Here is a 23,440-nt window from a genome sequence, read left to right as displayed (position 1 = left end):
ACCGCCGGCGCGTTACCGCGCCGCCGCCACGAAGCCGGCGCCGGTCATCAGCTCGCGATGCCGGGCTTCGGCGTCGGTCAGCCAGGCCTCGAACTCGGAGCCGGTCATGGTGGTCTGGTTAAAGGCGCCCTTCTCCATGAACTCCTTCCACTCCGGCGTCTCCATCACCTTCTTCAGCACGCCCTCGTAGTAGGAGACCTGCTCCGGGGTGGCGTTCTTGGTGGTGAAGATGCCGCGGAGCATCTGGTACTCGATCGGCAGGCCGGATTCCGTGCAGGTCGGGATGTCCGACCAGGCCTGGGTCTCCGTCACCTTGTTGGCGTAGGTCGAGCGCGCCTTGTCGAAGATGCAGAGCGGGCGGAGCTGTCCGCCGCGCCACTGGGCCACCGCCTCGATCGGGTTGTTGACCGACGAGTTGACATGGCCGCCCACGAGCTGGACCGCGACCTTGCCGCCGCCGTCGTAAGGCACGTAGGTGAACTTCTTGCCGCCGGTCTCCTTCTCGATAGCGACGGTGATGATCTGGTCTTCCTGCTTGGAGCCGGTGCCGCCCATCTTGAACGCCCGGTCGTCGCCCGCCTTGACGGCGTCGACATACTCCTTGGCGGTCTTGTAGGGCTCGGCGGCGTTCACCCACAGGATGAACTGGTCGAGCGCCATCATCTTCACCGGCTTCATGTCCTTCCAGCTGAAGGGCGTGCCGGTGCCGAGCGGGGTGGTGAACAGGTTCGACAGGGTGATGATGATCTTGTGCGGGTCGGCCGCGCTGGCCTTCATCTCGAGGAAGCCCTCGGCGCCCGCGCCGCCGCCCTTGTTCACGACGATCAGCGGCTTCGACATCAGTTCGTGCTTCTGGATCACGCCCTGGATGAAGCGCGCCATCTGGTCCGCGCCGCCGCCGGTGCCGGCGGGGATGATGAGCGTGACCGGCTTCGTCGGCTCCCAGGCCAGCGCGGGGGCGGCGAGCGCCGCGATGCCCGCGGCGAGGCCGAGACGCGCGGCGACCGTCTTCCACGTCTTCATGCGCATGACGTCCATCTCCCATAACGAGCCGCTCTGACGCGGCTTCTTCAACAGAGGCGGCGCAAGGAGCGCCCGGCGGTTCAGGCCGCCGGCGCCGTCCGGCCGGATTTTCCGAAGCGCGCCATCAGGCCCGAGACCAGCGGCCAGAAGGCGAGGATGACGCCGAGCGTCATGATCGAGCCCGACAGCCAGTTGGACCAGAACACCGTCACGTCGCCCTGGCTCACCAGCATCGCCTGGCGGAACGAGCTCTCGGCCTGGTCGCCCAGCACGAGGGCGAGGACGAGCGGAGGCAGCGGATAGCCGAGCTTGGTGAAGAGGTAGCCCATGACGCCGAACACCAGCATCATCCACACGTCGAACATGGCGTTGTTCACGGTGTAGGCGCCGATCGCGCAGATCACGACGATCACCGGAGCGATGATCGAGAACGGCACGCGCAGGATCGCGGCGAACAGCGGCACGCAGGTCAGGACCATGATCAGGCCGACGACGTTGCCGAGATACATCGACGCGATCAGGCCCCAGACGAAGTCCTTCTGCTCGACGAACAGCAGCGGTCCGGGCTGGAGGCCCCAGATCAGCAGGCCGCCCAGCAGCACCGCCGCGGTGGGCGAGCCGGGAATGCCGAGCGTGAGCATGGGCAGCAGCGCCGAGGTGCCGGCGGCGTGGGCCGCGGTCTCCGGCGCCACCACGCCCTCGAGTTCGCCCTTGCCGAAATTGTTGCCGTTCTTCGAGAACCGCTTGGCGAGGCCGTAGCCCATGAAGGAGGCCGGGGTCGCGCCGCCCGGCGTGATGCCCATCCAGCAGCCGACGATGCAGCTGCGCAGGAAGGTGAAGAACATCTTCGGAAGCTGGCGCCAGGTGCGGATCACCGCGTCCATCTTCAGCTTGGCGTCGGCGCCGGAGAACTTCAGCCCGTCCTCCATGGAGGTCAGGATCTCGCCGATGCCGAACAGGCCGATGACCGCCACCAGGAACTTGAAGCCGTTCAGCAGCTCCTCATGCCCGAAGGTCATGCGCAGCGAGCCGGTGACGCCGTCGAGGCCGACGCAGGCGAGCGCGAAGCCGAGGCACATGGAGGCGAGCGTCTTGGCCGGCGAGCCGCGCCCCATGCCGATGAAGCTCGCGAAGGTGAGGAACTGCACCGCGAAGAATTCGGCCGGCCCGAAGCGCAGCGCGAACTTGGCGACCACGGGCGCGAGGAAGGTGATGAGCGCGACGGCGAAGATCGCGCCGACGAAGGAGGAGGTGAAGGCGGCCACCAGCGCCTCGTCGGCGCGGCCGCGTTGGGCCATGGGATGGCCGTCGAAGGTCGTCGCGACCGACCACGGCTCGCCGGGAATGTTGAACAGGATGGCGGTGATCGCCCCGCCGAACAGCGCCCCCCAGTAGATGCTGGTGAGCATGATGATCGCCGAAGTCGGCTCCATCGAGAACGTCAGCGGCAGCAGGATCGCGACGCCGTTCGCGCCGCCGAGGCCGGGGAGCACGCCGATGACGACGCCGAGCGTGATGCCCAGGATCATCAGCGCCACATTGTACCACGTCAACGCGACGGCGAATCCGCCGACGAGAGCGCTGAGCTCGTCCATGCATATCCTCCCCGAGCGAACGGCGATCGAGCTCGAAAGCTTCGTTTCGCCAGTCATGGAGGACGCTATTCGCGGCCGTCATGGCATGCAATATTCCATTTGCATGTGCGACGCAGCAATATTCTAAATGATTAGACGGCGACGCTGAATGAATGCTGACGTTCCTGTGGTATACACTTGTCACGCAATCGCGAGGGGTGGAGCGGGCGCCGCATGTCGGAGAACGGACTCGAGCTGCAGCCGATCGAAGGTCTGCAGAGCCTGAAAGCGCGCACCTACGAGGCGCTGAAGGCCGCGATTTTCGAGATGAACCTCTACGACGAGAAGGCCCAGCTCAAGCTGGACGAGCGCGCGCTCGCGCTGAAGTTCGGCGTCAGCCGCACGCCGCTCCGGGAGGCGCTGGCGCAGCTCGAGCAAGAGGGTCTGGTGCGCACGGCGCCACGGCGCGGCATCTTCATCGTGCGCCGGACCAAGGCCGAGATCCTGGAGATGATCACCGTCTGGGCCGCGCTCGAAAGCATGGCGGCCCGGCTCGCGACCGTGGTCGCGAGCGACGCCGAGATCGCCGCCCTGCACGGGCTGACCGACACGTTCTCGGGCGCCGACGTCGACGCCCACATGGGCGAGTATTCGGACGCCAACATCCGCTTCCACGCCGCCATCATCGCGCTCTCGCGCTGCCGCCTGATCGCGGACATCACGAGCGGCCTGTTCATGCATGTCCGCGCCATCCGGCAGCGGACCATCTTCGAGCAGGACCGCGCCCGACGCTCGATCGTCGATCACAAGGAGATCGTCGATGCGCTGGAGGCGCGCAACGGCGAGCGCGCCGAACGTCTGGTGCGCGAGCACACGCTCCGGCTCCGGGAGCACGTCGAGCGCTACGTCACGATCGACTGACGCGGCGCGCGCCCCGCAAGGCCCGGACGGGGCCGCGCGGCGCGCGCCGCGTCAGGCCAGGGCGTCAGCGGACGCCGAGCAGCTCAACGTCGAAGACCAGGGTCGCGTTCGGCGGGATCACGCCGCCGGCGCCGCGCGCGCCGTAGCCGAGTTCGGCCGGGATCGTCAGCGTGCGCTTGCCGCCGACCTTCATGCCGGCGACGCCCTCGTCCCAGCCCTTGATCACCTGTCCCGCGCCGAGGCGGAACGCAAAGGGATCGCCCCGGTCGCGCGACGAATCGAACTTCGCGCCCTTGGCGCCGTTCTGGTCCAGCCAGCCGGTGTAGTGGACCTGCACCGTCTTGCCCGCCACGGCCTCGGCCCCCGAGCCGACGACCTCCTCCTGGATCTTGAGCCCGGAGGGCAGCGTCTTGGTTTCGGCGGCGGATGCGGAAAGGGTCATGGCGAGGGTCAGGGCTCCTGTGGCGAGGGCGAGCGAACGGATCATAGACGGCTCCTCCTTCACGCCGCCGCGCTCGTGCGGGCGCGGTCGGCCGGCGGGGTTATAGCGCGGCCGGTCGATGTTCGAACAGGGACGGCCGAAGCCGGGGGAGGATCAGCCCGCGCGGGCCGCCGCAAGGCTCAGCATGCTCTCCTGAACCACGCGCTCGTGGCTCTCGGCATGGCTCTTGACCCGGTACTGGGGCTCCAGATCGTCGCGCATCGCGGGGAGCAGGCGGACAACCTCGACCACGCCGCCGGCGCGGCCGACGCTGCTGGGCGACAGCTCGAGACGCTGTCCAATTTTGTATTTGTGGGAATCTGACATGAATTCTTGTATCATGCCGCACAGGCTTTGAAAGCATCCGCGGGCAGGCGCCGAAAATAAATCGCCCGCAGGGCCTGCAGGAATTGCGGCCGGCGCGCGCTTGATAATTTCGCCGCGCAGCCTATGTTGGCCATGAATTTTTCGCGCTCTTTCGTGAAATTTTCCGCCTGACGCGCTTCGCTGTCGGGCTTTCATCGCCTTTTCCGAGGGCGTCCACCGCGCGATGGCTGACCGGCGCGCGGGTCGAGCGCATTTTTCCTCCGCGCCCGTCCCTTCCGCCGGGCCGCCGCCCGCCGCAAGCCAAGGAGATCACGTGCAGGTTCTCGTACGCGACAACAACATCGAGCAGGCGCTCAAGGCTCTGAAGAAGAAGATGCAGCGCGAAGGCGTCTTCCGGGAGATGAAGCAGCGCAAGGCCTATGAGAAGCCGTCCGAGAAGCGCGCCCGGCAGAAGTCCGAGGCGGTGCGCCGGGCCCGCAAGGTCGCGCGCAAGGCCGCTCAGCGCGAGGGGCTGATCCCCGGTCCGAAGAAGAAGCCGCGGCCGATGGCGCGTCCCCGCGCCGCCGCCGCGCCCGCGCCCGCGCCGGCCGCGATCAACGGCTGAGCCCCAGCCGCGTTTCGAACGCCAAAGCCCCCTTCCGCCCGGCGGAAGGGGGCTTTTTCGTGCGCCGCCGGAGCCCACGTGACGCTGGGGCGGCGCGTCGCTATATCAGGTGCGAACCCTCGATCGGCCGCCCCTCGCGCGCGGCCCGCCTGACGCCTCCGGAGGCCTTATGTCGTCCGCATCCGACAAGACGCCCGTCACCGTGCTCACCGGCTATCTCGGCGCCGGCAAGACCACGCTGCTCAACCGCATCCTCTCCGAGCCGCACGGCAAGAAATACGCCGTGATCGTCAACGAGTTCGGCGAGATCGGCATCGACAACGACCTTGTCGTCGGCGCCGACGAGGAAGTGTTCGAGATGAACAACGGCTGCATCTGCTGCACCGTGCGCGGCGACCTGATCCGCATCCTCGAAGGCCTGATGAAGCGCAAGGGCAAGTTCGACGCGATCATCGTCGAGACCACCGGCCTCGCCGACCCCGCCCCCGTCGCGCAGACCTTCTTCATCGACGAGGAGGTGGGCCGGAAGGCCCGGCTCGACGCCGTCGTGACCGTCGCCGACGCCAAGTGGCTGACGGACCGGCTGAAGGACGCGCCGGAGGCCAAGAGCCAGATCGCCTTCGCCGACGTGATCCTGCTCAACAAGACCGACCTCGTCACCAAGGACGAGCTGGAGGAGGTCGAGGCCCGCATCCGCGGCATCAACCCCTACGCCCGCGTCATCCGCACGGTGAAGAGCGCCGTCGCGCTGGACGAGGTGCTGGACAGAGGCGCGTTCGATCTCGACCGCATCCTCAGCATCGAGCCGGCCTTCCTCGAGGCCGACGACCACGACCATCACCATCACGGCCATGATCATGGTCATGACCATCACGAGCACGGCCCGGACTGCGGCTGCGGCCACGACCATCACCACCACGGCCATGACCACGGGCATGAGAAGCACGACCACGGCGCGCACGCGCACGGCGGCCTGAAGCACTACCACGACGAGACCATGCAGTCGGTCGCGCTGGAGATTCCGGGCGAGGTCGACCCCAACAAGTTCATGCCCTGGGTCAACGCGCTGGCGCAGTCCGACGGCCAGAACTTCCTGCGCTGGAAGGGCATCCTCGCGTTCAAGGGCGAGGACCGCCGCTTCGTTTTCCAGGGCGTGCACATGATCCTCGACGGCGACCTGCAGCGCGAGTGGAAGGCCAACGAGGCCCGCCGCTCCAAGCTGGTCTTCATCGGCAAAGAGCTCGACGAGGCGAAGCTGCGCCGCGAGTTCGAGGCCTGCGCGGCTTAAGAAGACCGCCGCGCTCCTGGGTCCCGGCCTTGCGCCGGGACCCAGACCCTCACCGCTTTCCGCACGTCATTCGAACGGCGCCCGCGCGGCTTTCCAGCCGCCGGCGTTTCTGGGTCCCGGCGCCAAGGCCGGGACGCGAGGCCTGAGTTTCCCCATGTCCATGCCCATCGAAGCCGGCTACCCTTCCCTCTCCGACCGCGTCACGACGGTCGAGGCCGGGGCCTATGTGGTCGCGGCGACGTTCCTCGGCGACGCGGCCGTGTTCGCGCTCGGCGACGGTTCGGTGCTGTTCTCGGGCGAGGACGGCGACACCCGCGCGCCCGCCCATGACGGCGGCGTGCTGTGCGCGGCCGTCGCGCCGGGCGTGCTCGTCACCGGCGGCGACGACGGCAAGGCGTTGCGCTTCAAGGCGGGCGCCGCTCCGGAAACCGTGGGCGAGGCTCAGGGCTGGATCGACGCGGTGGCGATCGGGCCGGACGGCGCGGTGGCCTGGTCGTCGGCGAAGAAGGTGTTCGCCCGCGACGGCAAGGGCGACCTCCGCACCTACGAGGCGCCCTCCGCCGCGCGCGGCCTCGCCTTCGCGCCCAAGGGCTACCAGCTCGCCGTCGCGCGCTACAACGGCGTCTCGCTCTGGTTCCCGCGCGCCGAGGGCTCGCCGAAGGAGCTCTCCTGGAAGGGCAGCCACGTCGACGTCACCTTCGCCCCCGACGGCCGCTTCGTGGTGACGACCATGCAGGAGAACGCCCTGCACGGCTGGCGCGTCGCCGACGGCGCGCACATGCGCATGTCGGGCTATCCCGGCAAGGTGCGCTCGCTCGACTGGACCGCGGACGGCAAGTGGCTCGCCTCCGCCGGCGCCGACGCCGCCATCATCTGGCCGTTCCAGGCCAAGGACGGACCGATGGGCAAGGCGCCGAAGGAGCTCGGCGTTCGGCCTTCGCGCGTCGCACGCGTCGCCGCCCATCCGAAGGCGCCCGTCATAGCGCTCGGCTACGAGGACGGCTGCATCCTGTTGGTGCGGATGTCCGACGGCGCGGAGATCCTGGCGCGCCCCGCGCTCGCCGGCGGGCCCGTCACCGCGCTCGGCTGGGACCGTATCGGCTCCCGCCTCGCCTTCGGAACCGAGGACGGCCAGGCGGGCGTGGTGGCGCTGCCGGAAGGCTGACGCCGCACTGCACATAATTTGTTCGCACGCGCGGGAACGACCTCCGCACGCGCCCGTTCCCAATAGCGATCCACCGCTTTCGGGGAAGGTCGCGCATGGACAACGCCGTCGCCGCCGTCGAGCAGGTCGCCGGACGCCTCGAATGGCTGCCGGACTGGGCCGTCACTCTGGTCCTCTTCGCCGCGGCGATCGGCGTGGTGGTGCTGGTGCACGGCGCGATCTTCCGGCGATTGCAGGCCCTCGTCGCGGGAAGATCGCTGTTCTGGCGCTCGCTGGTGGCGCGCACGCGCGGGCCTAGCCGCCTCGCCTTCTTCATGTTCACGCTGAGCGTCGCGACCGCCTCCTCCCCGGCGCCGCCGCAGTTCGCCGGCTTCATGCGGCACGCTCTGCTGATCGCCTTCATGGTGCTGATCGGCTGGACCGCCACCACCGCGCTGCACATCTGGACCGTGGTCCATATGCGCCGCTTCAAACTCGACGCGGAAGACAACCTCCTCGCGCGCAAGCATTACACGCAGATCCAGATCCTGAAGCGCGCCGGCGTCATCCTCGTCTTCGTGGTGACGCTGTCGGCCGCGCTGATGACCTTCGAGGGCGTACGGCAGTACGGCGTCTCGCTGCTCGCCTCCGCCGGCGCCGCGGGCCTCATTCTCGGCCTCGCCATGCAGCCGGTGCTCGCGAACCTCGTCGCCGGCATCCAGCTCGCGATCACCCAGCCGATCCGGATCGAAGACGCGATCGTGGTCGAGAACGAATGGGGCTGGGTCGAGGACATCACCTCGACCTATGTCGTCGTCCGGCTCTGGGACTGGCGGCGTCTCGTGCTGCCGCTGAAATACTTCATCGAGAAGCCGTTCCAGAACTGGACCCGCGAGGGCGCCTCCATCATCGGAACGGTGATGATCTATGTGGACCACGCGGCTCCGATCGCGCTGATGCGGGAGAAGCTCGAGGAACTGGCCAGGGCGAGCCCGCTCTGGGACGGCCAGGTGGTCAACCTGCAGGTCTCCGACGCCATGGAGCACGTCATCCAGGTGCGCTTCCTGGTTTCCGCCGGAACCTCTCCCCGGGCCTGGGATCTCCGCTGCGAGATGCGGGAGAAGATGATCGGCTGGCTCGCCGAGGAGCACCCCTACGCGCTGCCGCGGCTGCGGGCGGACATGGGCCGCCAGCCCGCATCCGATCCGCTTCAACGCCAGACCCGCGAAAGCCCCCGGGAGAGCCTCGCTCCGGCGACGCCCGCCGCCCCGCGCCGGGCGCGGCAGACGGCGCGCGCCTGATCGTCAGGCGCGGGTGACGGCGTCGGCGTTGATGTCCTCGATGCGCAGCGCGCCGACCTGCTTCATGATGGTCTCGAACTCGCGCTGCATGAGGGTCAGCACCGCCGCGACGCCGGGTTCGCCGAAGGCCGCGAGGCCCCAGCAATAGGGCCGGCCGATGCAGACCGCGGTCGCGCCGAGCGCCAGCGCCTTGAGGACGTCGGTGCCGCGCCGGAAGCCGCCGTCGACCAGGACGGGGACCTTGCCGTTCACCGCCTTCACCACCTCGGGAAGCACGTCGATGGTCGGGTAGAGGCTCTCCTCCGCGCGGCCGCCATGGTTCGAGACGATGATGGCGTCGACCCCGTGCTTCAGCGCCTCCTCGGCGTCCTCGTGGGTGACGATGCCCTTGAGCACCAGCTTGCCCTTCACGATCTTGCGGAGCCGGTCGACATAGTCCCAGGTCATGCCGGTGCCGTAGAGGTTCGTGACCTTCGTGACGTCGAGGTCGTCGAACATCGGCTTGCGGCTGACCTCGTTGGCGAAGCCGCCGAGGTGGCAGTCCTGGCAGACGCGGCTGTCCTCGCGGCGCAGGCGGAACAGCGTCTCGGTGTTGCGGCCGCCCTGCCGGTCGACGGTCAGCACGATCGCCGGCGCGCCGGCGGCCTCCGCGCGCTTCACCAGCGCCTCGGTCACGGTCCAGTCGTCGGTCGGGTAGAGCATGTACCAGACCGGCGCGCCGCGGGCTTCGGTGACGTCCTCGATCGAGGTGGAGCCCACCGTCGACAGGATCATGCCGTTGCCCTTGAGCTTCGCCGCCTTGGCGACCGCGCCCTCCGCCTCCGGGTGGAACGCGCCCTGGCTGGAGACCGGCGCCAGCATGATCGGCGTGCCGAACTTCTGGCCGAAGATCGTGACGCTGGTGTCGATCTTGCGGACGTCGATCAGGCGCCGCGCGCGGATGCGGATGCGCGAGAAGGCCTCATGGTTGGCCTTGAGCGTCTCGTCGCCGTCGACGCCGCTCGCGAGGTAGCCGTAATGGGCCGGCGGCAGCGCCTTCTTGGCGGCGGGCTCGAAGTCGAACACGTTCAGCGCCTGCTCCGGCGCCGAGATGATCCCGTCCGCGGTCGCCTGCTGGGGCGCGCGCAGCACGTCGTAGCTCTGCGCGAACGCGTCGCTGGAGCCGGCCGCGAGCGCGGCGGCGATCGCGCTCATCGCCGTCGGCGTCATCACGGGGCTCGCCGCGAGGAAGCGCAGAAAGGCGCGCCGGTCGGAGAGGCGCGCGGCGGAGGGCCCGGAGGCTTGGGTCTGGTCGGACAAGGCGTCGTCTCCGTTCGCAGGTTCGCGGGAGTCCCACGCGGATGGCCGGATCGGCGGCGATCGGCGCGGCGGGATTCCGGCCGTCGCTGGCGACGACCGGACGACACAGGCTGTATACGACTAAAGTCTAGGCTTAAAGATAAGAATGATTAGAAACCGCGACGGGCCGCCTTGCAAGCGGAGCGGCTCTCGGGAGCGCGGCGACGCGCGGTCAGAGCGCCCGCCGCGCCCGGCGGATGACCCAGATCGCAAGCACGCCGAAGGCGCCGAAGAAGAAGATGTTGAACCAGGGGATGATGGTGGGGTTCGGCTCGGTGCGGCGGATGTTGATGGCGTTCGGGAACCACGAGAACAGGTTCACGCGCCAGCCGTACTTGGTGACGACGGCGAGCCCCTTCTCGGAGGCGATCGACGCCGCGACCGCCTGCTCGTCGGCGCTGTCGAACTTCAGGTAGAACGGGAAGCCCCAGCCGGTGTCCTCGTTGCGGTAGACGTGCGGGGCCTTGGTCTCGGCGTCCTCGGCGAAGATGTAGTAGACGTCCCGCCCCGTCTGCGGGCGGTCTCCGCCCTGCAGCGGCTTGCCGCTCATGTCGACCCGGCGGTTCTCGACCCCGATGATGCGCACCACGTCGTGCCGCGGCAGGTAGTAGTGCAGGAACGCCGCCCCCGGCAGCACCGCGAGCAGGGCCACGACGGCGACGATCACGCGGGTGCGGTTGAACATGGGACGGAAGCTCCTCGGGTCGGGAATGTGCGTCCGTTATGTGGGACGCGGCCGGCGCGCAGCAATCGGAACGGTCGGCGGACAGCCGACATTCCCGCGGTCCGGGCCGTCAATCCAGCCATGCGCGACGGCCGTCATCTTTGGCACGGCGCTCGCTTCGCCTTTCGTCGCAGTGTGGGCGGCAGCGGGAGCGGCGGCATGGGAATGATCGAACTGGTGGTGGCCATGTGCCTGCAGGCGGAGCCCGCGGCATGCCGTATCACGCGGACCGCGCTCGTGGGCTCGCCGAACTCTTGCGCCTCCGCCGACAGCGAAAGCGTCCGGGAGCCCGGCTGGTACATGGCGCGCTGGACCTGCCGCTGGCGGCGGTGACGGGCGGGGCGCCGTGAGGCGCCGCGCCCGCCGTTCGCTCACCGCACCAAGAAATTCCGGAACTGCCAGGGATCGCTCTCGTCGAGGTCCTCCGGGAACAGGCCGGGCCGGTTCTCGAGCGGCGTCCAGTCGGTGTAGTAGCCCTTCACCGGACCGAGATAGGGCTTCTGGATCTCGAGGCAGCGCTTGAAGTCCATCTCGTCGGTCTCGACGATGCCCTCGTTCGGGTTCTCGATCGCCCAGACCATGCCGGCGAGGATCGCGGAGGTCACCTGCAGGCCGGTCGCGTTCTGGTAGGGCGCGAGCGTCCGCGTCTCCTCGAGCGAGAGCTGCGAGCCGTACCAGTAGGCGCCCTTGGCGTGGCCGTAGAGCAGCACGCCGAGTTCGTCGATCCCGTCGACCAGTTCGTCCTCGTCGAGCACGTGCAGCGTGTCCTGCACCTTGCCCTCGGCCCCGAACAGCTCGTGCCACGACAGCACCGCGTCGTCGGCCGGGTGGTAGGCGTAGTGGCAGGTCGGACGGTAGACGGCCTTCCCGTCCTCCCAGACCGTGAAATAGTCGGGGATCGAGATCGACTCGTTGTGGGTGACGAGGAAGCCGTATTGCGGCCCCGGCGTCGGGCACCAGGTGCGGACCTTGGTCGCCGCGCCCGGCTGCATCAGGTAGATCGCCGGCGCCTTCGGGTCGTCATGCGTCTTCGCGTTCTCGGGCATCCAGGTCTCGTGCGTGCCCCAGCCGAGTTCGGCAGGCTGCAGGCCCTCCGAGATGAAGCCCTCGACCGACCAGGTGTTGAGGAACACGCCGCGCGGCTTCGGGTCGGTGGTGCGCTGGGTGTCGCGCTCGGCGATGTGGACGCCCTTCACGCCGATCTGGCGCAGCAGCGCCGCCCATTCCTCGCGGTTCGTCGGCTCGGGGGTGTTGAGGTTCAGGTCGGCGGCGATGTTCAGCGCCGCCTGCTTCACGAAGAACGAGACCATGCCCGGGTTCGCGCCGCAGGTGGAGACGGCGGTCGGCAGGCCCTTCGGGCTGCGGGCGCGCAGATCGAGCGTCATCTGGCGCAGCGCGTAGTTCGAGCGCTCCGACGGCCCCTTGTTCTTGTCAAAATAGAAACCGAGCCACGGCTCGTTGACCGTGTCGATGTAGAGGACGCCGAGCTCCTGGCAGAGCGCGATCAGGTCGGCCGAGCCGGTGTCGACCGAGAGGTTCACGCAGAAGCCGCGGCCCTCGCCTTTAGTCAGCAGCGGCGTCAGCAGCTCGCGGTAATTCTCCTTCGTCACATGCTTCTGGATCAGCTCGTAGCCGTGCTTGTCCAGGATGTGCTTGTTGTGGTCGCTCGGGTCGATGAAGAAGAAGCGCTCGCGGTCGAACTCGAAATGCCGCTCGATCAGCGGCAGCGTGCCTCGGCCGATGGAGCCGAAACCGATCATCACGATGGGGCCGTCGATCTTGGCGTACACCGGATGGTCAGACATTTTTTGGCGGCTCCGTCTTTAGGATGACTTGGGGGAAGCCGGGCGATAAAGGCGGATCGGACCGTCAAAATCAACCGCGCGCGACGCCGCTCCGGCGACCTGCGACGTCGCCGGCCGCCTCCGGGACGAGCGCCGTCCGCGTTGAAGCGCGTCGCCGCGGCCGGCCTTGAGCGGAAGGCGAGACGCGGACGAGGCGGCGTTCCGCCGCGGCGGGCTATAGCCAGCGCTTGCGCCGGAAATAGGCGTAGAGGCCGCAGCAGACCGCGGCGATGACGCCGAGGACCGCGAAGTAGCCGTAGCGCCAGTGCAGCTCCGGCATGTGGTCGAAGTTCATGCCGTAGACGCCGGCGATCGCGGTCGGCGCCGCAAGGATCGCGGCCCAGGAGGCGAGCTGGCGGGCGATCGCCGTCTGCTGCGCCTGCCCCAGCATCATGCTGGCCTCGAACGCGAAGGCGAGCACCTCGCGCATGGCGTCGATGTCGTCGCGCGTGCGGTCGATCCGCCCCGTGACGTCGCGGAAGCGCGGCGCCATGTCCGGATCGATCGCGATCACGTCGGAGCGCTCCAGCCGCCGGCACACGTCGAGCAGCGGCGTCGCCGCGGTGCGGAGCCGCAGCAGGTTGCGCCGCAGCCGGTACAACCGCTCGATCCGGCCCGGCGGCTGCTCGCCCTGCAGCACATGGTCCTCGATCCGCTCGACCTGCGCCCGGATCTTCTCCAGCACCCCGTCGTAGTTCGAGACGATGAAGTCGAGCAGCGCATAGAGGATGTAGTCCTCGCCATGCGTGAGCGCGGCGGGCGAGGCCTCGCAGCGCTCCCGCACCGGCGCGTAGGACGAGGACGCGCCGTGGCGGATCGACACGACGTAGCCGCGACCGACGATGATGTGGGTCTCGCCGAGCGCGAGCTGTCCGTCCACGATCTGCGCCGTGCGCGCGGTCACGAAGCAGGCGTCGCCATAGGTCTCGAGCTTTGGCCGCGGGTGCTCGCGCAGCGCCTGGCGGATCGCGAGCTCGTGCAGGCCGAACTGCCGCTGCACGCGCCGGAGCAGCGGCTCGGGCGGATCCTTCAGGCCGATCCAGACCACATGGCCCGGCCGGGCCGCCCAGTCGCCGGCCTCGTCGACCGCGATCTCGGACAGCCGCTTGCCATGGGCGTAGACGCCCGCCGCCACGAGGCCCGGCTCCGCCCCTGCGGGCGTCGGCGTGTCTGGCTCGGTCTCTGTCATGGGAGCGTCCGGAGGAACGGCGCGGCGGCGGCCGCGCGCAGGACCCAGAAGCTGTCAGGGACCATGGACGGGGTCCAGTCCGTCCATGCCCGCCGCGGCCGCGCCGGAGGGAGGCGCGCCCTCCCCCGACGGAACGACTGGGGCTCGCGCGATGATCGAGCGCCTCTATCGCGCGATTTTACTGGGAGATCGAAAAATTATACTGCGCGGCCGTTGGTCGCCGAGACGCCGGCGGATTGGCATGCCAGATTCGGCCCGCGTGCCCGCTCCGCGAGCCTCCCTCCGAAAGTCGACCTCGCTTAGGCTGTCGTTTCGAGGGCATCTTGCGGCGTCGTGCGCATGCCCTGCGCAGCGGGCGATCGCGCGCGACCTCCGTCCGGCGGGCGCGGCGCCTACCAGAGAAACTAAAGTCGACCATGATCTGCTAGAAGATTTTCTGAACGTCAAGAATAGGTCGACTGAATTCACCGAGACTAGCTGACAGAATGACTGGTACTGATGTAGCGTGACCAGCTGTCGCATAGTCAAGTTCTGACCGATGTTTATTTTGCGCGGCAATCACGCGCTTCAGGAGGAAACGATGGCGAGACGCCCCGGTAAGAATTTTCTGTTCGTCCCCGGCCCGACGAACGTTCCGGAGCGCGTGCTTCGGGCCATGATGGTCAGCCAGGAAGACCACCGCTCGCCGATCTTTCCGGAGCTGACCAAGCCGCTCTATGAGGGCCTGAAGAAGGTCTACAAGAGCAAGGACGGCCAGGTCTTCATCTTCCCGTCCTCGGGCACCGGCGGCTGGGAAGCCGCGCTTGCGAACACGCTCGCCCCCGGCGACAAGGTGCTGACGGCCCGCTTCGGCCAGTTCAGCCACCTCTGGGTCGACATGGCGCAGCGCCTCGGCCTGGACGTGCAGATCCAGGAAGAGGAGTGGGGCACCGGCGCCCACGAGGAGAAGATCGAAGAGGCTCTCGTCGCCGACAAGAACCACGAGATCAAGGCCGTCATGGTCGTCCACAACGAGACGGCGACCGGCGTGACCTCGAACATCGGCGCGATCCGCAAGGCGATGGACGCCGCCGGCCATCCGGCGCTGCTGTTCGTCGACTCGGTCTCGGGCCTCGGCTCGATCGACTTCCGCTTCGACGAGTGGAAGGTCGACTGCGCCGTCTCCGGCTCGCAGAAGGGCCTGATGCTGCCGGCCGGCCTCGGCTTCGTCTGCGTCAGCCAGAAGGCGCTCGGGCTGCGCAAGAACGCCGGCCTGAACAAGGTCTATTTCGACTTCCAGGACCACATCAACACCAACCCCTCCGGCTACTTCCCCTACACGCCGGCGACCAACCTGCTGCACGGCCTGCGCGAGTCGCTCGCCTGCATCGAGGAAGAGGGTCTGGAGAACATCTTCCGCCGCCATCACGTGCTGGCCGAGGCCACCCGCCGGGCCGTCGACGCCTGGGGCCTCAAGCTCTGCGCGAAGTCGCCCCGCTGGCACTCCGACACGGTGTCGGCGATTCTGGCGCCGGAAGGCATCGACGCGGCGAAGATCATCCGCCACGCCTATGACCGCTACAACCTGGCGCTCGGCGCGGGCCTCTCGAAGGTCGCGGGCCGCGTGTTCCGCATCGGCCATCTCGGCGACCTGAACGAGCTGATGCTGCTCGGCGCCATCGCCGGCGCGGAGCTGTCGATGCTCGACAACGGCGTGAAGATCAAGGCCGGCTCCGGCGTCGGCGCCGCGCAGGAGTATCTGCGCGACAACCCGATCGAGGCGCAGGCCGCGGCTCCCAAGGCGGCCTGACCGGACATGAATCCGACCGGGCGCGCTTGAATGCGCGCGCCCGGTCGGCATTGTTCCGGAGCCAACGAAGCGCCTGACGCACGCCGCGGAGCTCCTTCCGCGCCGGCTGGCGCATGGGGAGCGCAATGACGCACAAGATCGTCTTTCTTGACCGCGAGAGTGTCGACGCGAACGTCCGCGCGCCGAACTTCCCGCACGACTACGTCGAATACCAGTCCACCTGGACGCCCGACGAGATCGTCGAGCGCCTGAAGGACGCCGACATCGCCCTGATCAACAAGGTGCCGATGCGGGCGGACGTGCTGAAGCAGCTTCCCAAGCTGAAGCTGATCGCCGTCGCCGCCACGGGCACGGACGTGGTCGACAAGGCCCAGGCCAAGGCCCAGGGCATCACCATCTCCAACATCCGCGGCTACGCCTTCAACACCGTGCCGGAGCACGTGATCGGCCTGATCTTCGCGCTGCGCCGCGCGATCGTGCCCTACGCCAATTCGGTGAAGCGCGGCGACTGGAACAAGTCGCAGCAGTTCTGCTACTTCGACTATCCGATCTACGACGTCGCGGGCTCGACCCTCGGCATCGTCGGCTACGGCGCGCTCGGCAAGTCGATCGGCAAGCGGGCCGAAGCGCTCGGCATGAAGATCCTGCCCTACGACGTCTTCCCGCAGGACGGCCTGGTCGATTTCGAGACCGTGCTGACCCAGTCCGACGCCATCACCATCCACGTTCCGCTGACGCCCGACACCAAGAACATGTTCGGCGCGGAGCAGTTCAAGAAGATGAAGAACAGCGCGATCCTCATCAACACCGCCCGCGGCGGGCTGGTGGACGAGGCGGCGCTGCTCGAGGCGCTGAAGTCGGGCGAGATCGGCGGCGCGGGCTTCGACGTGGTGGCGCAGGAGCCCCCGAAGGACGGCAACATCCTGTGCGACGCCGACCTGCCGAACCTGATCGTCACGCCGCATGTGGCGTGGGCGTCCAAGCAGGCGATGCAGATCCTCGCCGACCAGCTGATCGACAACGTCGAGAACTTCGTCGCCGGCAAGCCGACGAACGTCGTGGAGTGAGGCTTTCGGCCTCGAACGCCGCCGTCCCGCCCGGCAGAGCCGGGCGACCGCGACTTGCTCGCGCGGCGTGACGGCGGGGCCGGAAATCGTGAACGCCCGCGAAGGCGGGCATGACGTCGCGTGAGGCCGGCGGCCTCCGGCGTCAGACAGAAAACGTCCGCGGACGCGCGGCACCAGGGAAGATCATGACCAAGAAGCTTCTGTTCCAATTCGACACCGATCCGACCCCGAGCGTCTTCGACGTGGTCGTGGGCTACGACGGCGGCGCCGACCACATCACCGGCTACGGCAACGTCACGCCCGAGAACGTCGGCGCCTATGTCGACGGCACGATCTACACCCGCGGCGGCAAGGAGAAGCAGTCCACGGCGATCTTCGTCGGCGGCGGCGACATGGCGGCCGGCGAGGCGGTCTACGACGCGGTCCAGAAGCGGTTCTTCGGACCCTTCCGCGTCTCCACCATGCTGGACTCGAACGGCTCGAACACGACGGCGGCGGCCGGCGTGGCGCTGGCGGTCAAGGCGCTCGGCGGCGACGTCAAGGGCAAGAAGGCCGTGATCCTGGCCGGCACCGGCCCGGTCGGCATGCGCTCCGCCGCGATGCTCGCCAAGGAAGGCGCGGCGGTCACGATCGTAGGCCGCGCGCTCGACAAGGCCCAGAAGTCGGCGGCCAACGTCGAGAAGCGCTTCGGCGTGAAGATCGACGCGGTCGAGGCCAAGTCCGGCGAGGACCGCGCCAAGGCGGTCGCGGGCGCGAACCTCGTGTTCTCCGCCGGCGCGATCGGCCTCGAGCTGCTGGCCGAGGACGTCTGGAAGTCGGAATCCTCGATCGAGATCGTGGTCGACTACAACGCCCAGCCCCCGCTCGGCATCGGCGGCATCGACGCCATGGACAAGGCCAAGGAGCGTCACGGCAAGCTGGCGCTCGGCGCGCTCGGCCTCGGCGGCCTGAAGCTCAAGCTGCACCGCACGCTGATCGGCAAGCTGTTCGAGGCGGCCGACCAGTCCTTCGACGCCGACGAGATCTACGCGCTCGCGAAAGAGATGGCGTGATGGCGCGCGAACAGACCCTCGGCGTCTTCCTCGACGAGCTCGCGAGCGAGGCTCCGACGCCCGGAGGCGGCGGCGCGGCCGCCATCTCCGGCGCCATGGGCGCGGCGCTGGTGTCGATGGTGGCGAACCTCACCGTCGGCAAGCCGAAATACGCCGAGGTCGAGGAGCAGGTGAAGGCGGTGCTGGCGAAGTCCGAGGCGCTCCGGGCCAAGCTCACCGACGCCATCGCCGACGACGTCAAAGCCTTCGACGCCGTGATGGGAGCCTACGGGCTCCCGAAGGGCGAGGACGACGCGGCCAAGGCCGCGCGCACCGCCAAGATCCAGGCGGCGCTCAAGGAGGCCACCGACGTGCCGCTCGAGGCCGCGCGGCTCTGCCGCGAGGCGATCGAGCTGTCGGCGGAGATCGCCGAGATCGGCAACCTCAACGTAATCTCGGACGCGGGCGTCGCGGTGCAGTCGGCCTACGCCGGCCTGATGAGCGCGGCGCTCAACGTGCGCGTCAACGCCAAGTCGATCAAGGACCGCGACTTCGCGGAGGCCCGGCTCGCCGAGCTCGAGACCCTGATCGGCGAGGCCACCGCGCTCAACGCCAAGACCTACGAGCTCGTCAAGTCCAAGCTGGCGTGAAGACCGGCGCCGAGCTCGCGACAGACCCGGAACGCAAGGAGGATCGTGATGGACGTTCACGAGTACCAAGCTAAGGAGCTTCTCGCGAGCTTCGGCGTCGCCGTGCCCAAGGGCGCGGTCGCCTTCAGCCCGGACCAGGCGGTCTACGCCGCCACCGAACTCGGCGGCTCGTTCTGGGCCGTGAAGGCCCAGATCCACGCCGGCGCCCGCGGCAAGGCGGGCGGGGTCAAGCTCTGCCGCACCTACAACGAGGTGCGCGACGCCGCCAAGGGCATGCTCGGCAAGCGTCTCGTCACGATCCAGACCGGGCCGGAAGGCAAGCCGGTCCAGCGCGTCTACGTCGAGGCGGCGGACCCGTTCGAGCGCGAGCTCTATCTCGGCTACGTGCTCGACCGGAAGGCCGAGCGCGTGCGCGTCATCGCCTCCACCCGCGGCGGCATGGAGATCGAGGAGATAGCCAAGACCGAGCCGGAGGCGCTCATCCAGGTCGTGGTGGAGCCCGCCGTCGGCCTGCAGCAGTTCGAGGCCCGCGAGCTCGCCTTCAAGCTCGGCCTCAACATCAAGCAGGTCTCGGCCGCGGTGCGGGTGATCATGAACGCCTACCGCGCGTTCCGCGACACCGACTGCACCATGCTCGAGATCAACCCGCTGGTCGTCACCCGCGACGACCGCGTGCTGGCGCTCGACGCCAAGATGTCGTTCGACGACAACGCGCTGTTCCGCCGGCACAACGTCGCCGACATGCACGACCCCTCGCAGAGCGACCCGCGCGAGGCGCAAGCGGCCGAGCACAACCTCAGCTACATCGGCCTCGAGGGCGAGATCGGCTGCATCGTCAACGGCGCCGGCCTCGCCATGGCGACCATGGACATGATCAAGCACGCCGGCGGCGAGCCGGCGAACTTCCTCGACGTCGGCGGTGGCGCGAGCCCGGACCGCGTCGCCACCGCCTTCCGGCTGGTGCTGTCGGACAAGAACGTCAAGGCGATCCTCGTCAACATCTTCGCCGGCATCAACCGGTGCGACTGGGTCGCGCAGGGCGTGATCCAGGCCGCGAAGGAGGTGAAGATCGACGTGCCGCTGATCGTGCGCCTCGCCGGCACCAATGTGGAGGCCGGCAAGAAGATCCTCGAGGACAGCGGCCTCGACCTGATCGCCGCCGACACGCTGACGGAAGCCGCCCAGAAGGCGGTCGCGGCCTGCGACGCCTTCAAGAAGTCCGCGGCCTGAAGCTTAAGGGGAGGATACGGCCATGAGCATTCTCATCGACGAAAAGACCCCGATCATCGTCCAGGGCGTCACGGGCGACAAAGGCACCTTCCACGCCAAGGAGATGATCGAGTACGGCTCGAACGTCGTCGGCGGCGTGACGCCGGGCAAGGGCGGCCAGACCCATCTCGGCCTGCCCGTCTTCAACACCGTCAAGGACGCCGTCGCCGCCACCGGCGCCACCACCTCGATCACCTTCGTCGCCCCGCCCTTCGCGGCGGACGCGATCATGGAGGCCGCGGACGCCGGCCTGAAGCTGGTCTGCTCCATCACCGACGGCATCCCCGCCCAGGACATGATGCGGGTGAAGCGCTACCTCTACCGCTACCCCAAGGAGCGGCGGACCATGGTGGTGGGCCCGAACTGCGCCGGCATCATCTCGCCGGGCAAGTCCATGCTCGGCATCATGCCCGGCCACATCTACCTCAAGGGCAATGTCGGCGTGATCTCGCGCTCGGGCACGCTCGGCTACGAGGCCGCGAGCCAGATGAAGGCGCTCGGCATCGGCATCTCGACCTCGGTCGGCATCGGCGGCGACCCGATCAACGGCTCGTCCTTCCTCGACCACCTCGCGCTGTTCGAGCAGGACCCGGAGACGGTCGCCGTGCTGATGATCGGCGAGATCGGCGGCCCGCAGGAGGCCGAGGCCTCGGCCTGGATCAAGGACAACATGTCGAAGCCGGTGATCGGTTTCGTGGCGGGCCTCACCGCGCCGAAGGGCCGGCGCATGGGCCACGCCGGCGCGATCATCTCGGCGCAGGGCGACAGCGCCGCCGAGAAGGCCGAGATCATGAAGTCCTACGGCCTGACGGTCGCCCCCTCGCCCGGCGATTTCGGCACGACCGTTGCAGAAGTCCTCGGCAGGCTGAAGAGCGCGGCCTGATCCGCGACGATCCGGGCGGCGGCGCCTGTTCCTTGCGCCGTCGCCCTGCGTCATCCGCCTGCGGCCGCGGCGCCTCGCGCCCGAACACATGGACCTCGCGATGACCCTGCATCCCCAGTTCTCCCTTTCGGCGCCGGTTTCCATGGACAGCTTCGCCCCGCCGATGATCACCGGCACCGAGCCGGACGCCGCGACGGAAATCCTGTTCCGCGCGCTGGTCGACGTCTGCCGCCGCCACCAGCCGGAGCTCGAGGCCGTGCTGAAGGGCGAGGCCGACATCTCCCAGCTCACGCCCGAGCTGATGGGCCGGGCCCTGCACGCGCAGGGGCTGTGGTTCCGGCTGCTGTCGATCGTCGAGGAGAACACGGCGATGCGCCGGCGCCGCAACGTCGAGCGCACGCAGGGGCGCGACGCGGTCAACGGCACCTTCTCGCACGTGCTGGCGGAGGCGGTCGCGGCCGGCGTGAAGGCCGACGAGATCCACGCCCTGCTGAACGACATCCGCATCCGGCCGACGCTGACCGCCCACCCGACCGAGGCGAAGCGCGTCACGGTGCTGGAGAAGCTGCGGCGCATCTACCTGATCCTGCGCGAGCTCGAGCTGCCGCGCTGGACCGAGCGCGAGCGCAATTCGCTGATGGCGGAGCTTCGCGACCAGATCGAGCTGATCTGGATGACCGGCGAGCTGCAGCTCGAGAAGGCGACCGTGGTGCGCGAGGTCTCTTGGGGCCTGCACTTCTTCGACGAGTCGCTGTTCGACACCCTGCCGGAGCTGCTGGAGTCGCTGGAATCCTCGCTCTCGGAATACTATCCGGACGAGACCTTCGAGGTGCCGGCCTTTTTCCAGTTCGGCAGCTGGATCGGCGGCGACCGCGACGGCAACCCGTTCGTCACCTCCTCCGTCACCCGCACCACGCTGAAGCGCAACGGCCGCGCCTCCATGCGCCGCTTCCGCGCCCGCATCGTGGATCTCGGCAAGTTGCTCTCGATCACCGAGCAGGCGCTGCCGACGCCGATCTCGTTCCGCAAGGAGCTGACCGCGCGGCTCGCGGCGAGCGGCGACGGCGAGGCGATCCAGGCCCGCAATCCCGGCGAGCACTTCCGCCAGTTCCAGACCTGCATCCTGCGCAAGCTCGACGCCACCATCGAGCGCAACAAGGAGGAGCCGGTCATCCTGCCCGGCCCCTTCTACGTGGACGCGGACGAGCTCATCAATGACCTCAAGGCGCTGGAGCAGGGGCTGACCGACGCCGGCTGCCGCTCGCTCGCGACCAATCAGGTGCGGCCGGTGCGCCGGATGGTGGAGATCTTCCGGTTCTCGACCGTTCTGCTCGACATCCGCGAGAACTCGACCCGCACCACGAACACGCTGCGGGAGATGTGGGCAGCGATCGAGGGCGCGACGCCCGCCGACGCGCCGGACGTCGAGTCGAGCGCCTGGCGCGCCTGGCTCACCGCCGAGCTGTCCAAGCCGCGCACCACGCGCCGCGTGCTCGAAGGCCTGTCGGACGAGGCCCGCGAGACGCTCGCGACCTTCGCGCTGGTCGGCGAGATGCGCACCGAGCTCGACCGCGAGGCGGTCGGCTGCTTCATCCTGTCGATGACGCGCTCGGTCAACGACATCCTCGGCGTCTACCTGCTCGCCAAGGAGGCGCGCATCTATCTCGACAGCCCCGGCGTCGAGATCTGCCAGCTGCCGATCGTGCCGCTGTTCGAGACCATCGAGGACCTGCGGGCCGCGCCGGCGATCATGAAGGAGCTGCTGTCGATCCCGCTGATCCGGCGCTCGGTGCGCTGGCAGGGCGGCTTCCACGAGGTGATGATCGGCTATTCGGACAGCAACAAGGACGGCGGCTACTTCGCCTCCAACTGGGAGCTCTACAAGGCGCAGGCCAAGCTGACCGAGGTCGGCCAGCAGGCCGGCGTGCCGATCGCCTTCTTCCACGGCCGCGGCGGCTCGGTGTCGCGCGGCGGCGCGCCGACCGCGCGCGCGATCGCGGCGCAGCCGCCCGGCTCGATCCGCCGGCAGTACCGCGTCACCGACCAGGGCGAGGTGGTGTCGTTCAAGTACTCGAACCGCGGCACCGCCGCCTACCAGATGGAGCTGACCGCTGCCTCCATCATGGAGCAGGTGCTGCGCTCGACGACGGAGAAGCAGGCCTCCCGCCCCGAATTCGACGACGCCATGGAGGCGCTGTCGGGCGCCTCGCGGGCGATCTACACCCAGCTCATCCAGCATCCCGGCCTCGTCGAGTATTTCCAGAACGCGAGCCCGCTGGACGAGCTCGCGCTGCTCAACATCGGCTCCCGCCCGGCGCGCCGTTTCGGCGCCCGCTCGCTCAGCGACCTGCGCGCGATCCCCTGGGTGTTCGCCTGGGCGCAGAACCGCCACATCATCACCGGCTGGTACGGCATCGGCTCGGCGTTCAAGAACTTCATCGAGGTGCGCGGCGAGGACGGCGAGACGCTGCTGAAGCGCATGTTCGAGCAGTCGAAGCCGTTCCGGCTGATCCTCGACGAGGTCGAGAAGACGCTGCGCATGGTCGATCTCTCGGTCGCGCGCGAATATTCGAAGCTCGCGCCCAACGCCCAGACCCGCGACGAAATCTTCGCGCTGATCGAGGCGGAGTACGCGCTGACCTGCGAGATGTGCCTGCGGGTCTCCGGCGGCGGCGAGATCGCGTTCCGCTATCCCGCCTTCCGCGAGCGGCTCTCCGAGCGCCTTCCGGTCATCAACCAGGTGAGCCGCGAGCAGGTGGAGCTTCTCCGCCGCTACCGCTCCGAGACTGACGAGTTCAAGCGGGAAGAGACAAAGTCCGCCCTTCTTCTTTCAATCAACTGCATCGCGGTCGGCTTTGGCGCGACGGGCTAATTCTTATCGGCAATATTACATCCGTATGACTTAGTTCGAACTGCTAGATTGCTCGCACAGCCGGGCCATATAAGGTCCCCGCTGAGCCGATTTGCTTGCACGAGCGCTCCAGGAGGAAAGA

21 protein-coding genes are annotated in these 23,440 nt (G+C 68.4%); 13 read left to right on the top strand and 8 right to left on the bottom strand.

The window, feature by feature from the left end; all coding sequences use genetic code 11:
* Nucleotides 1-12 precede the first annotated feature (12 nt).
* On the bottom strand, nucleotides 13-1,029 hold the full coding sequence (locus tag ACFSCV_RS05060; RefSeq protein WP_378797617.1) for a tripartite tricarboxylate transporter substrate binding protein: 1,017 nt from the start codon (nucleotides 1,027-1,029) through the stop codon (nucleotides 13-15).
* Between the two features lie 74 nt (nucleotides 1,030-1,103).
* Entirely contained in the window at nucleotides 1,104-2,618 is a 1,515-nt protein-coding gene (locus ACFSCV_RS05055) for a tripartite tricarboxylate transporter permease (protein WP_378797615.1), read from the bottom strand.
* 213 nt (nucleotides 2,619-2,831) lie between these two features.
* Between ACFSCV_RS05055 and ACFSCV_RS05050 the strand changes: the two genes are divergently transcribed.
* Nucleotides 2,832-3,518, top strand: a complete 687-nt coding sequence (locus ACFSCV_RS05050; RefSeq protein WP_378797613.1) for a GntR family transcriptional regulator — start codon at nucleotides 2,832-2,834, stop codon at nucleotides 3,516-3,518.
* A gap of 64 nt (nucleotides 3,519-3,582) precedes the next feature.
* Here the strand turns inward: ACFSCV_RS05050 and ACFSCV_RS05045 are convergent, their stop codons facing one another.
* On the bottom strand, nucleotides 3,583-4,005 hold the full coding sequence (locus ACFSCV_RS05045) for an FKBP-type peptidyl-prolyl cis-trans isomerase (RefSeq protein WP_378797611.1): 423 nt from the start codon (nucleotides 4,003-4,005) through the stop codon (nucleotides 3,583-3,585).
* A gap of 108 nt (nucleotides 4,006-4,113) precedes the next feature.
* Nucleotides 4,114-4,326: a hypothetical protein gene (locus ACFSCV_RS05040; RefSeq protein WP_378797609.1), complete on the bottom strand. Its 213-nt coding sequence runs from the start codon at nucleotides 4,324-4,326 to the stop codon at nucleotides 4,114-4,116.
* A gap of 313 nt (nucleotides 4,327-4,639) precedes the next feature.
* Here ACFSCV_RS05040 and rpsU point away from each other — a divergent pair, with 313 nt between their 5' ends.
* From rpsU to ACFSCV_RS05020, 4 genes are all read left to right on the top strand, one after another.
* Nucleotides 4,640-4,930 carry a 30S ribosomal protein S21 gene (rpsU, locus tag ACFSCV_RS05035; protein ID WP_378797607.1) on the top strand — a complete coding sequence of 97 codons (291 nt, stop codon included), beginning with the start codon at nucleotides 4,640-4,642 and terminating at the stop codon, nucleotides 4,928-4,930.
* A 169-nt stretch (nucleotides 4,931-5,099) separates the two neighbouring features.
* Entirely contained in the window at nucleotides 5,100-6,218 is a 1,119-nt protein-coding gene (locus tag ACFSCV_RS05030) for a CobW family GTP-binding protein (RefSeq protein ID WP_378797605.1), read from the top strand.
* 154 nt (nucleotides 6,219-6,372) lie between these two features.
* On the top strand, nucleotides 6,373-7,383 hold the full coding sequence (locus ACFSCV_RS05025) for a WD40 repeat domain-containing protein (protein WP_378797603.1): 1,011 nt from the start codon (nucleotides 6,373-6,375) through the stop codon (nucleotides 7,381-7,383).
* A 95-nt stretch (nucleotides 7,384-7,478) separates the two neighbouring features.
* Nucleotides 7,479-8,663, top strand: a complete 1,185-nt coding sequence (locus ACFSCV_RS05020; RefSeq protein WP_378797601.1) for a mechanosensitive ion channel family protein — start codon at nucleotides 7,479-7,481, stop codon at nucleotides 8,661-8,663.
* 3 nt (nucleotides 8,664-8,666) lie between these two features.
* Here the strand turns inward: ACFSCV_RS05020 and ACFSCV_RS05015 are convergent, their stop codons facing one another.
* Both ACFSCV_RS05015 and ACFSCV_RS05010 read right to left on the bottom strand, forming a co-directional pair.
* Nucleotides 8,667-9,962, bottom strand: coding sequence for an alpha-hydroxy acid oxidase (locus ACFSCV_RS05015; RefSeq protein ID WP_378797599.1), 1,296 nt, complete (start codon nucleotides 9,960-9,962; stop codon nucleotides 8,667-8,669).
* Between the two features lie 211 nt (nucleotides 9,963-10,173).
* Nucleotides 10,174-10,686, bottom strand: a complete 513-nt coding sequence (locus tag ACFSCV_RS05010; protein WP_378797597.1) for a DUF1523 family protein — start codon at nucleotides 10,684-10,686, stop codon at nucleotides 10,174-10,176.
* A gap of 198 nt (nucleotides 10,687-10,884) precedes the next feature.
* On the opposite strand from ACFSCV_RS05010, the gene ACFSCV_RS05005 reads away from it, so the two are divergent.
* Nucleotides 10,885-11,058, top strand: coding sequence for a hypothetical protein (locus tag ACFSCV_RS05005; RefSeq protein ID WP_271200750.1), 174 nt, complete (start codon nucleotides 10,885-10,887; stop codon nucleotides 11,056-11,058).
* 38 nt (nucleotides 11,059-11,096) lie between these two features.
* Here ACFSCV_RS05005 and ACFSCV_RS05000 read toward each other — a convergent pair whose 3' ends face one another.
* Both ACFSCV_RS05000 and ACFSCV_RS04995 read right to left on the bottom strand, forming a co-directional pair.
* Nucleotides 11,097-12,530, bottom strand: coding sequence for a homospermidine synthase (locus tag ACFSCV_RS05000; protein WP_378797595.1), 1,434 nt, complete (start codon nucleotides 12,528-12,530; stop codon nucleotides 11,097-11,099).
* Between the two features lie 214 nt (nucleotides 12,531-12,744).
* Entirely contained in the window at nucleotides 12,745-13,758 is a 1,014-nt protein-coding gene (locus ACFSCV_RS04995; RefSeq protein WP_378797593.1) for a magnesium and cobalt transport protein CorA, read from the bottom strand.
* Nucleotides 13,759-14,338: 580 nt separating this feature from the next.
* On the opposite strand from ACFSCV_RS04995, the gene ACFSCV_RS04990 reads away from it, so the two are divergent.
* The 7 genes from ACFSCV_RS04990 (at nucleotide 14,339) to ACFSCV_RS04960 (ending at nucleotide 23,319) form a co-directional block, all read left to right on the top strand.
* Nucleotides 14,339-15,547: an aminotransferase class V-fold PLP-dependent enzyme gene (locus ACFSCV_RS04990; protein WP_378797591.1), complete on the top strand. Its 1,209-nt coding sequence runs from the start codon at nucleotides 14,339-14,341 to the stop codon at nucleotides 15,545-15,547.
* A gap of 125 nt (nucleotides 15,548-15,672) precedes the next feature.
* The gene (locus tag ACFSCV_RS04985; protein WP_378797590.1) at nucleotides 15,673-16,614 is read left to right on the top strand and encodes a D-2-hydroxyacid dehydrogenase; all 942 of its coding nucleotides are present in this window, start codon (nucleotides 15,673-15,675) and stop codon (nucleotides 16,612-16,614) included.
* Between the two features lie 185 nt (nucleotides 16,615-16,799).
* Nucleotides 16,800-17,666 (top strand): NADP-dependent methylenetetrahydromethanopterin/methylenetetrahydrofolate dehydrogenase, encoded by an 867-nt coding sequence (locus ACFSCV_RS04980; protein WP_378797589.1) that lies wholly within the window; start codon nucleotides 16,800-16,802, stop codon nucleotides 17,664-17,666.
* Nucleotides 17,666-18,295 (top strand): methenyltetrahydrofolate cyclohydrolase, encoded by a 630-nt coding sequence (gene fchA, locus ACFSCV_RS04975; protein WP_378797588.1) that lies wholly within the window; start codon nucleotides 17,666-17,668, stop codon nucleotides 18,293-18,295. The genes ACFSCV_RS04980 and fchA overlap by 1 nt, the downstream gene beginning before the upstream one ends.
* 48 nt (nucleotides 18,296-18,343) lie before the next feature.
* The gene (locus ACFSCV_RS04970) at nucleotides 18,344-19,525 is read left to right on the top strand and encodes a malate--CoA ligase subunit beta (RefSeq protein WP_378797587.1); all 1,182 of its coding nucleotides are present in this window, start codon (nucleotides 18,344-18,346) and stop codon (nucleotides 19,523-19,525) included.
* A gap of 22 nt (nucleotides 19,526-19,547) precedes the next feature.
* The gene (gene sucD / locus ACFSCV_RS04965; protein WP_378797586.1) at nucleotides 19,548-20,447 is read left to right on the top strand and encodes a succinate--CoA ligase subunit alpha; all 900 of its coding nucleotides are present in this window, start codon (nucleotides 19,548-19,550) and stop codon (nucleotides 20,445-20,447) included.
* A gap of 100 nt (nucleotides 20,448-20,547) precedes the next feature.
* Nucleotides 20,548-23,319 carry a phosphoenolpyruvate carboxylase gene (locus ACFSCV_RS04960; RefSeq protein ID WP_378797585.1) on the top strand — a complete coding sequence of 924 codons (2,772 nt, stop codon included), beginning with the start codon at nucleotides 20,548-20,550 and terminating at the stop codon, nucleotides 23,317-23,319.
* The last annotated feature ends 121 nt before the right edge of the window (nucleotides 23,320-23,440 follow it).

This window comes from Methylopila henanensis (genome assembly GCF_042681025.1).
GTDB classification, from domain to species: Bacteria; Pseudomonadota; Alphaproteobacteria; order Rhizobiales; family Methylopilaceae; genus Methylopila; species Methylopila henanensis.
This window is presented reverse-complemented; position numbering and strand designations above follow the sequence as displayed.

Coding starts and splice junctions, on each gene's coding strand:
- ACFSCV_RS04985 (WP_378797590.1), top strand. CDS start 15,673: ATGACGCACAAGATCGTCTTTCTTGACCGCGAGAGTGTCGACGCGAAC.
- ACFSCV_RS05000 (WP_378797595.1), bottom strand. CDS start 12,530: ATGTCTGACCATCCGGTGTACGCCAAGATCGACGGCCCCATCGTGATG.
- ACFSCV_RS05020 (WP_378797601.1), top strand. CDS start 7,479: ATGGACAACGCCGTCGCCGCCGTCGAGCAGGTCGCCGGACGCCTCGAA.
- fchA (WP_378797588.1), top strand. CDS start 17,666: ATGGCGCGCGAACAGACCCTCGGCGTCTTCCTCGACGAGCTCGCGAGC.
- ACFSCV_RS04995 (WP_378797593.1), bottom strand. CDS start 13,758: ATGACAGAGACCGAGCCAGACACGCCGACGCCCGCAGGGGCGGAGCCG.
- ACFSCV_RS05040 (WP_378797609.1), bottom strand. CDS start 4,326: ATGTCAGATTCCCACAAATACAAAATTGGACAGCGTCTCGAGCTGTCG.
- ACFSCV_RS04990 (WP_378797591.1), top strand. CDS start 14,339: ATGGCGAGACGCCCCGGTAAGAATTTTCTGTTCGTCCCCGGCCCGACG.
- ACFSCV_RS05050 (WP_378797613.1), top strand. CDS start 2,832: ATGTCGGAGAACGGACTCGAGCTGCAGCCGATCGAAGGTCTGCAGAGC.
- ACFSCV_RS05025 (WP_378797603.1), top strand. CDS start 6,373: ATGTCCATGCCCATCGAAGCCGGCTACCCTTCCCTCTCCGACCGCGTC.
- ACFSCV_RS04960 (WP_378797585.1), top strand. CDS start 20,548: ATGACCCTGCATCCCCAGTTCTCCCTTTCGGCGCCGGTTTCCATGGAC.
- ACFSCV_RS05045 (WP_378797611.1), bottom strand. CDS start 4,005: ATGATCCGTTCGCTCGCCCTCGCCACAGGAGCCCTGACCCTCGCCATG.
- ACFSCV_RS05010 (WP_378797597.1), bottom strand. CDS start 10,686: ATGTTCAACCGCACCCGCGTGATCGTCGCCGTCGTGGCCCTGCTCGCG.
- ACFSCV_RS05005 (WP_271200750.1), top strand. CDS start 10,885: ATGGGAATGATCGAACTGGTGGTGGCCATGTGCCTGCAGGCGGAGCCC.
- ACFSCV_RS04980 (WP_378797589.1), top strand. CDS start 16,800: ATGACCAAGAAGCTTCTGTTCCAATTCGACACCGATCCGACCCCGAGC.
- ACFSCV_RS05060 (WP_378797617.1), bottom strand. CDS start 1,029: ATGCGCATGAAGACGTGGAAGACGGTCGCCGCGCGTCTCGGCCTCGCC.
- ACFSCV_RS05055 (WP_378797615.1), bottom strand. CDS start 2,618: ATGGACGAGCTCAGCGCTCTCGTCGGCGGATTCGCCGTCGCGTTGACG.
- ACFSCV_RS04970 (WP_378797587.1), top strand. CDS start 18,344: ATGGACGTTCACGAGTACCAAGCTAAGGAGCTTCTCGCGAGCTTCGGC.
- sucD (WP_378797586.1), top strand. CDS start 19,548: ATGAGCATTCTCATCGACGAAAAGACCCCGATCATCGTCCAGGGCGTC.
- ACFSCV_RS05030 (WP_378797605.1), top strand. CDS start 5,100: ATGTCGTCCGCATCCGACAAGACGCCCGTCACCGTGCTCACCGGCTAT.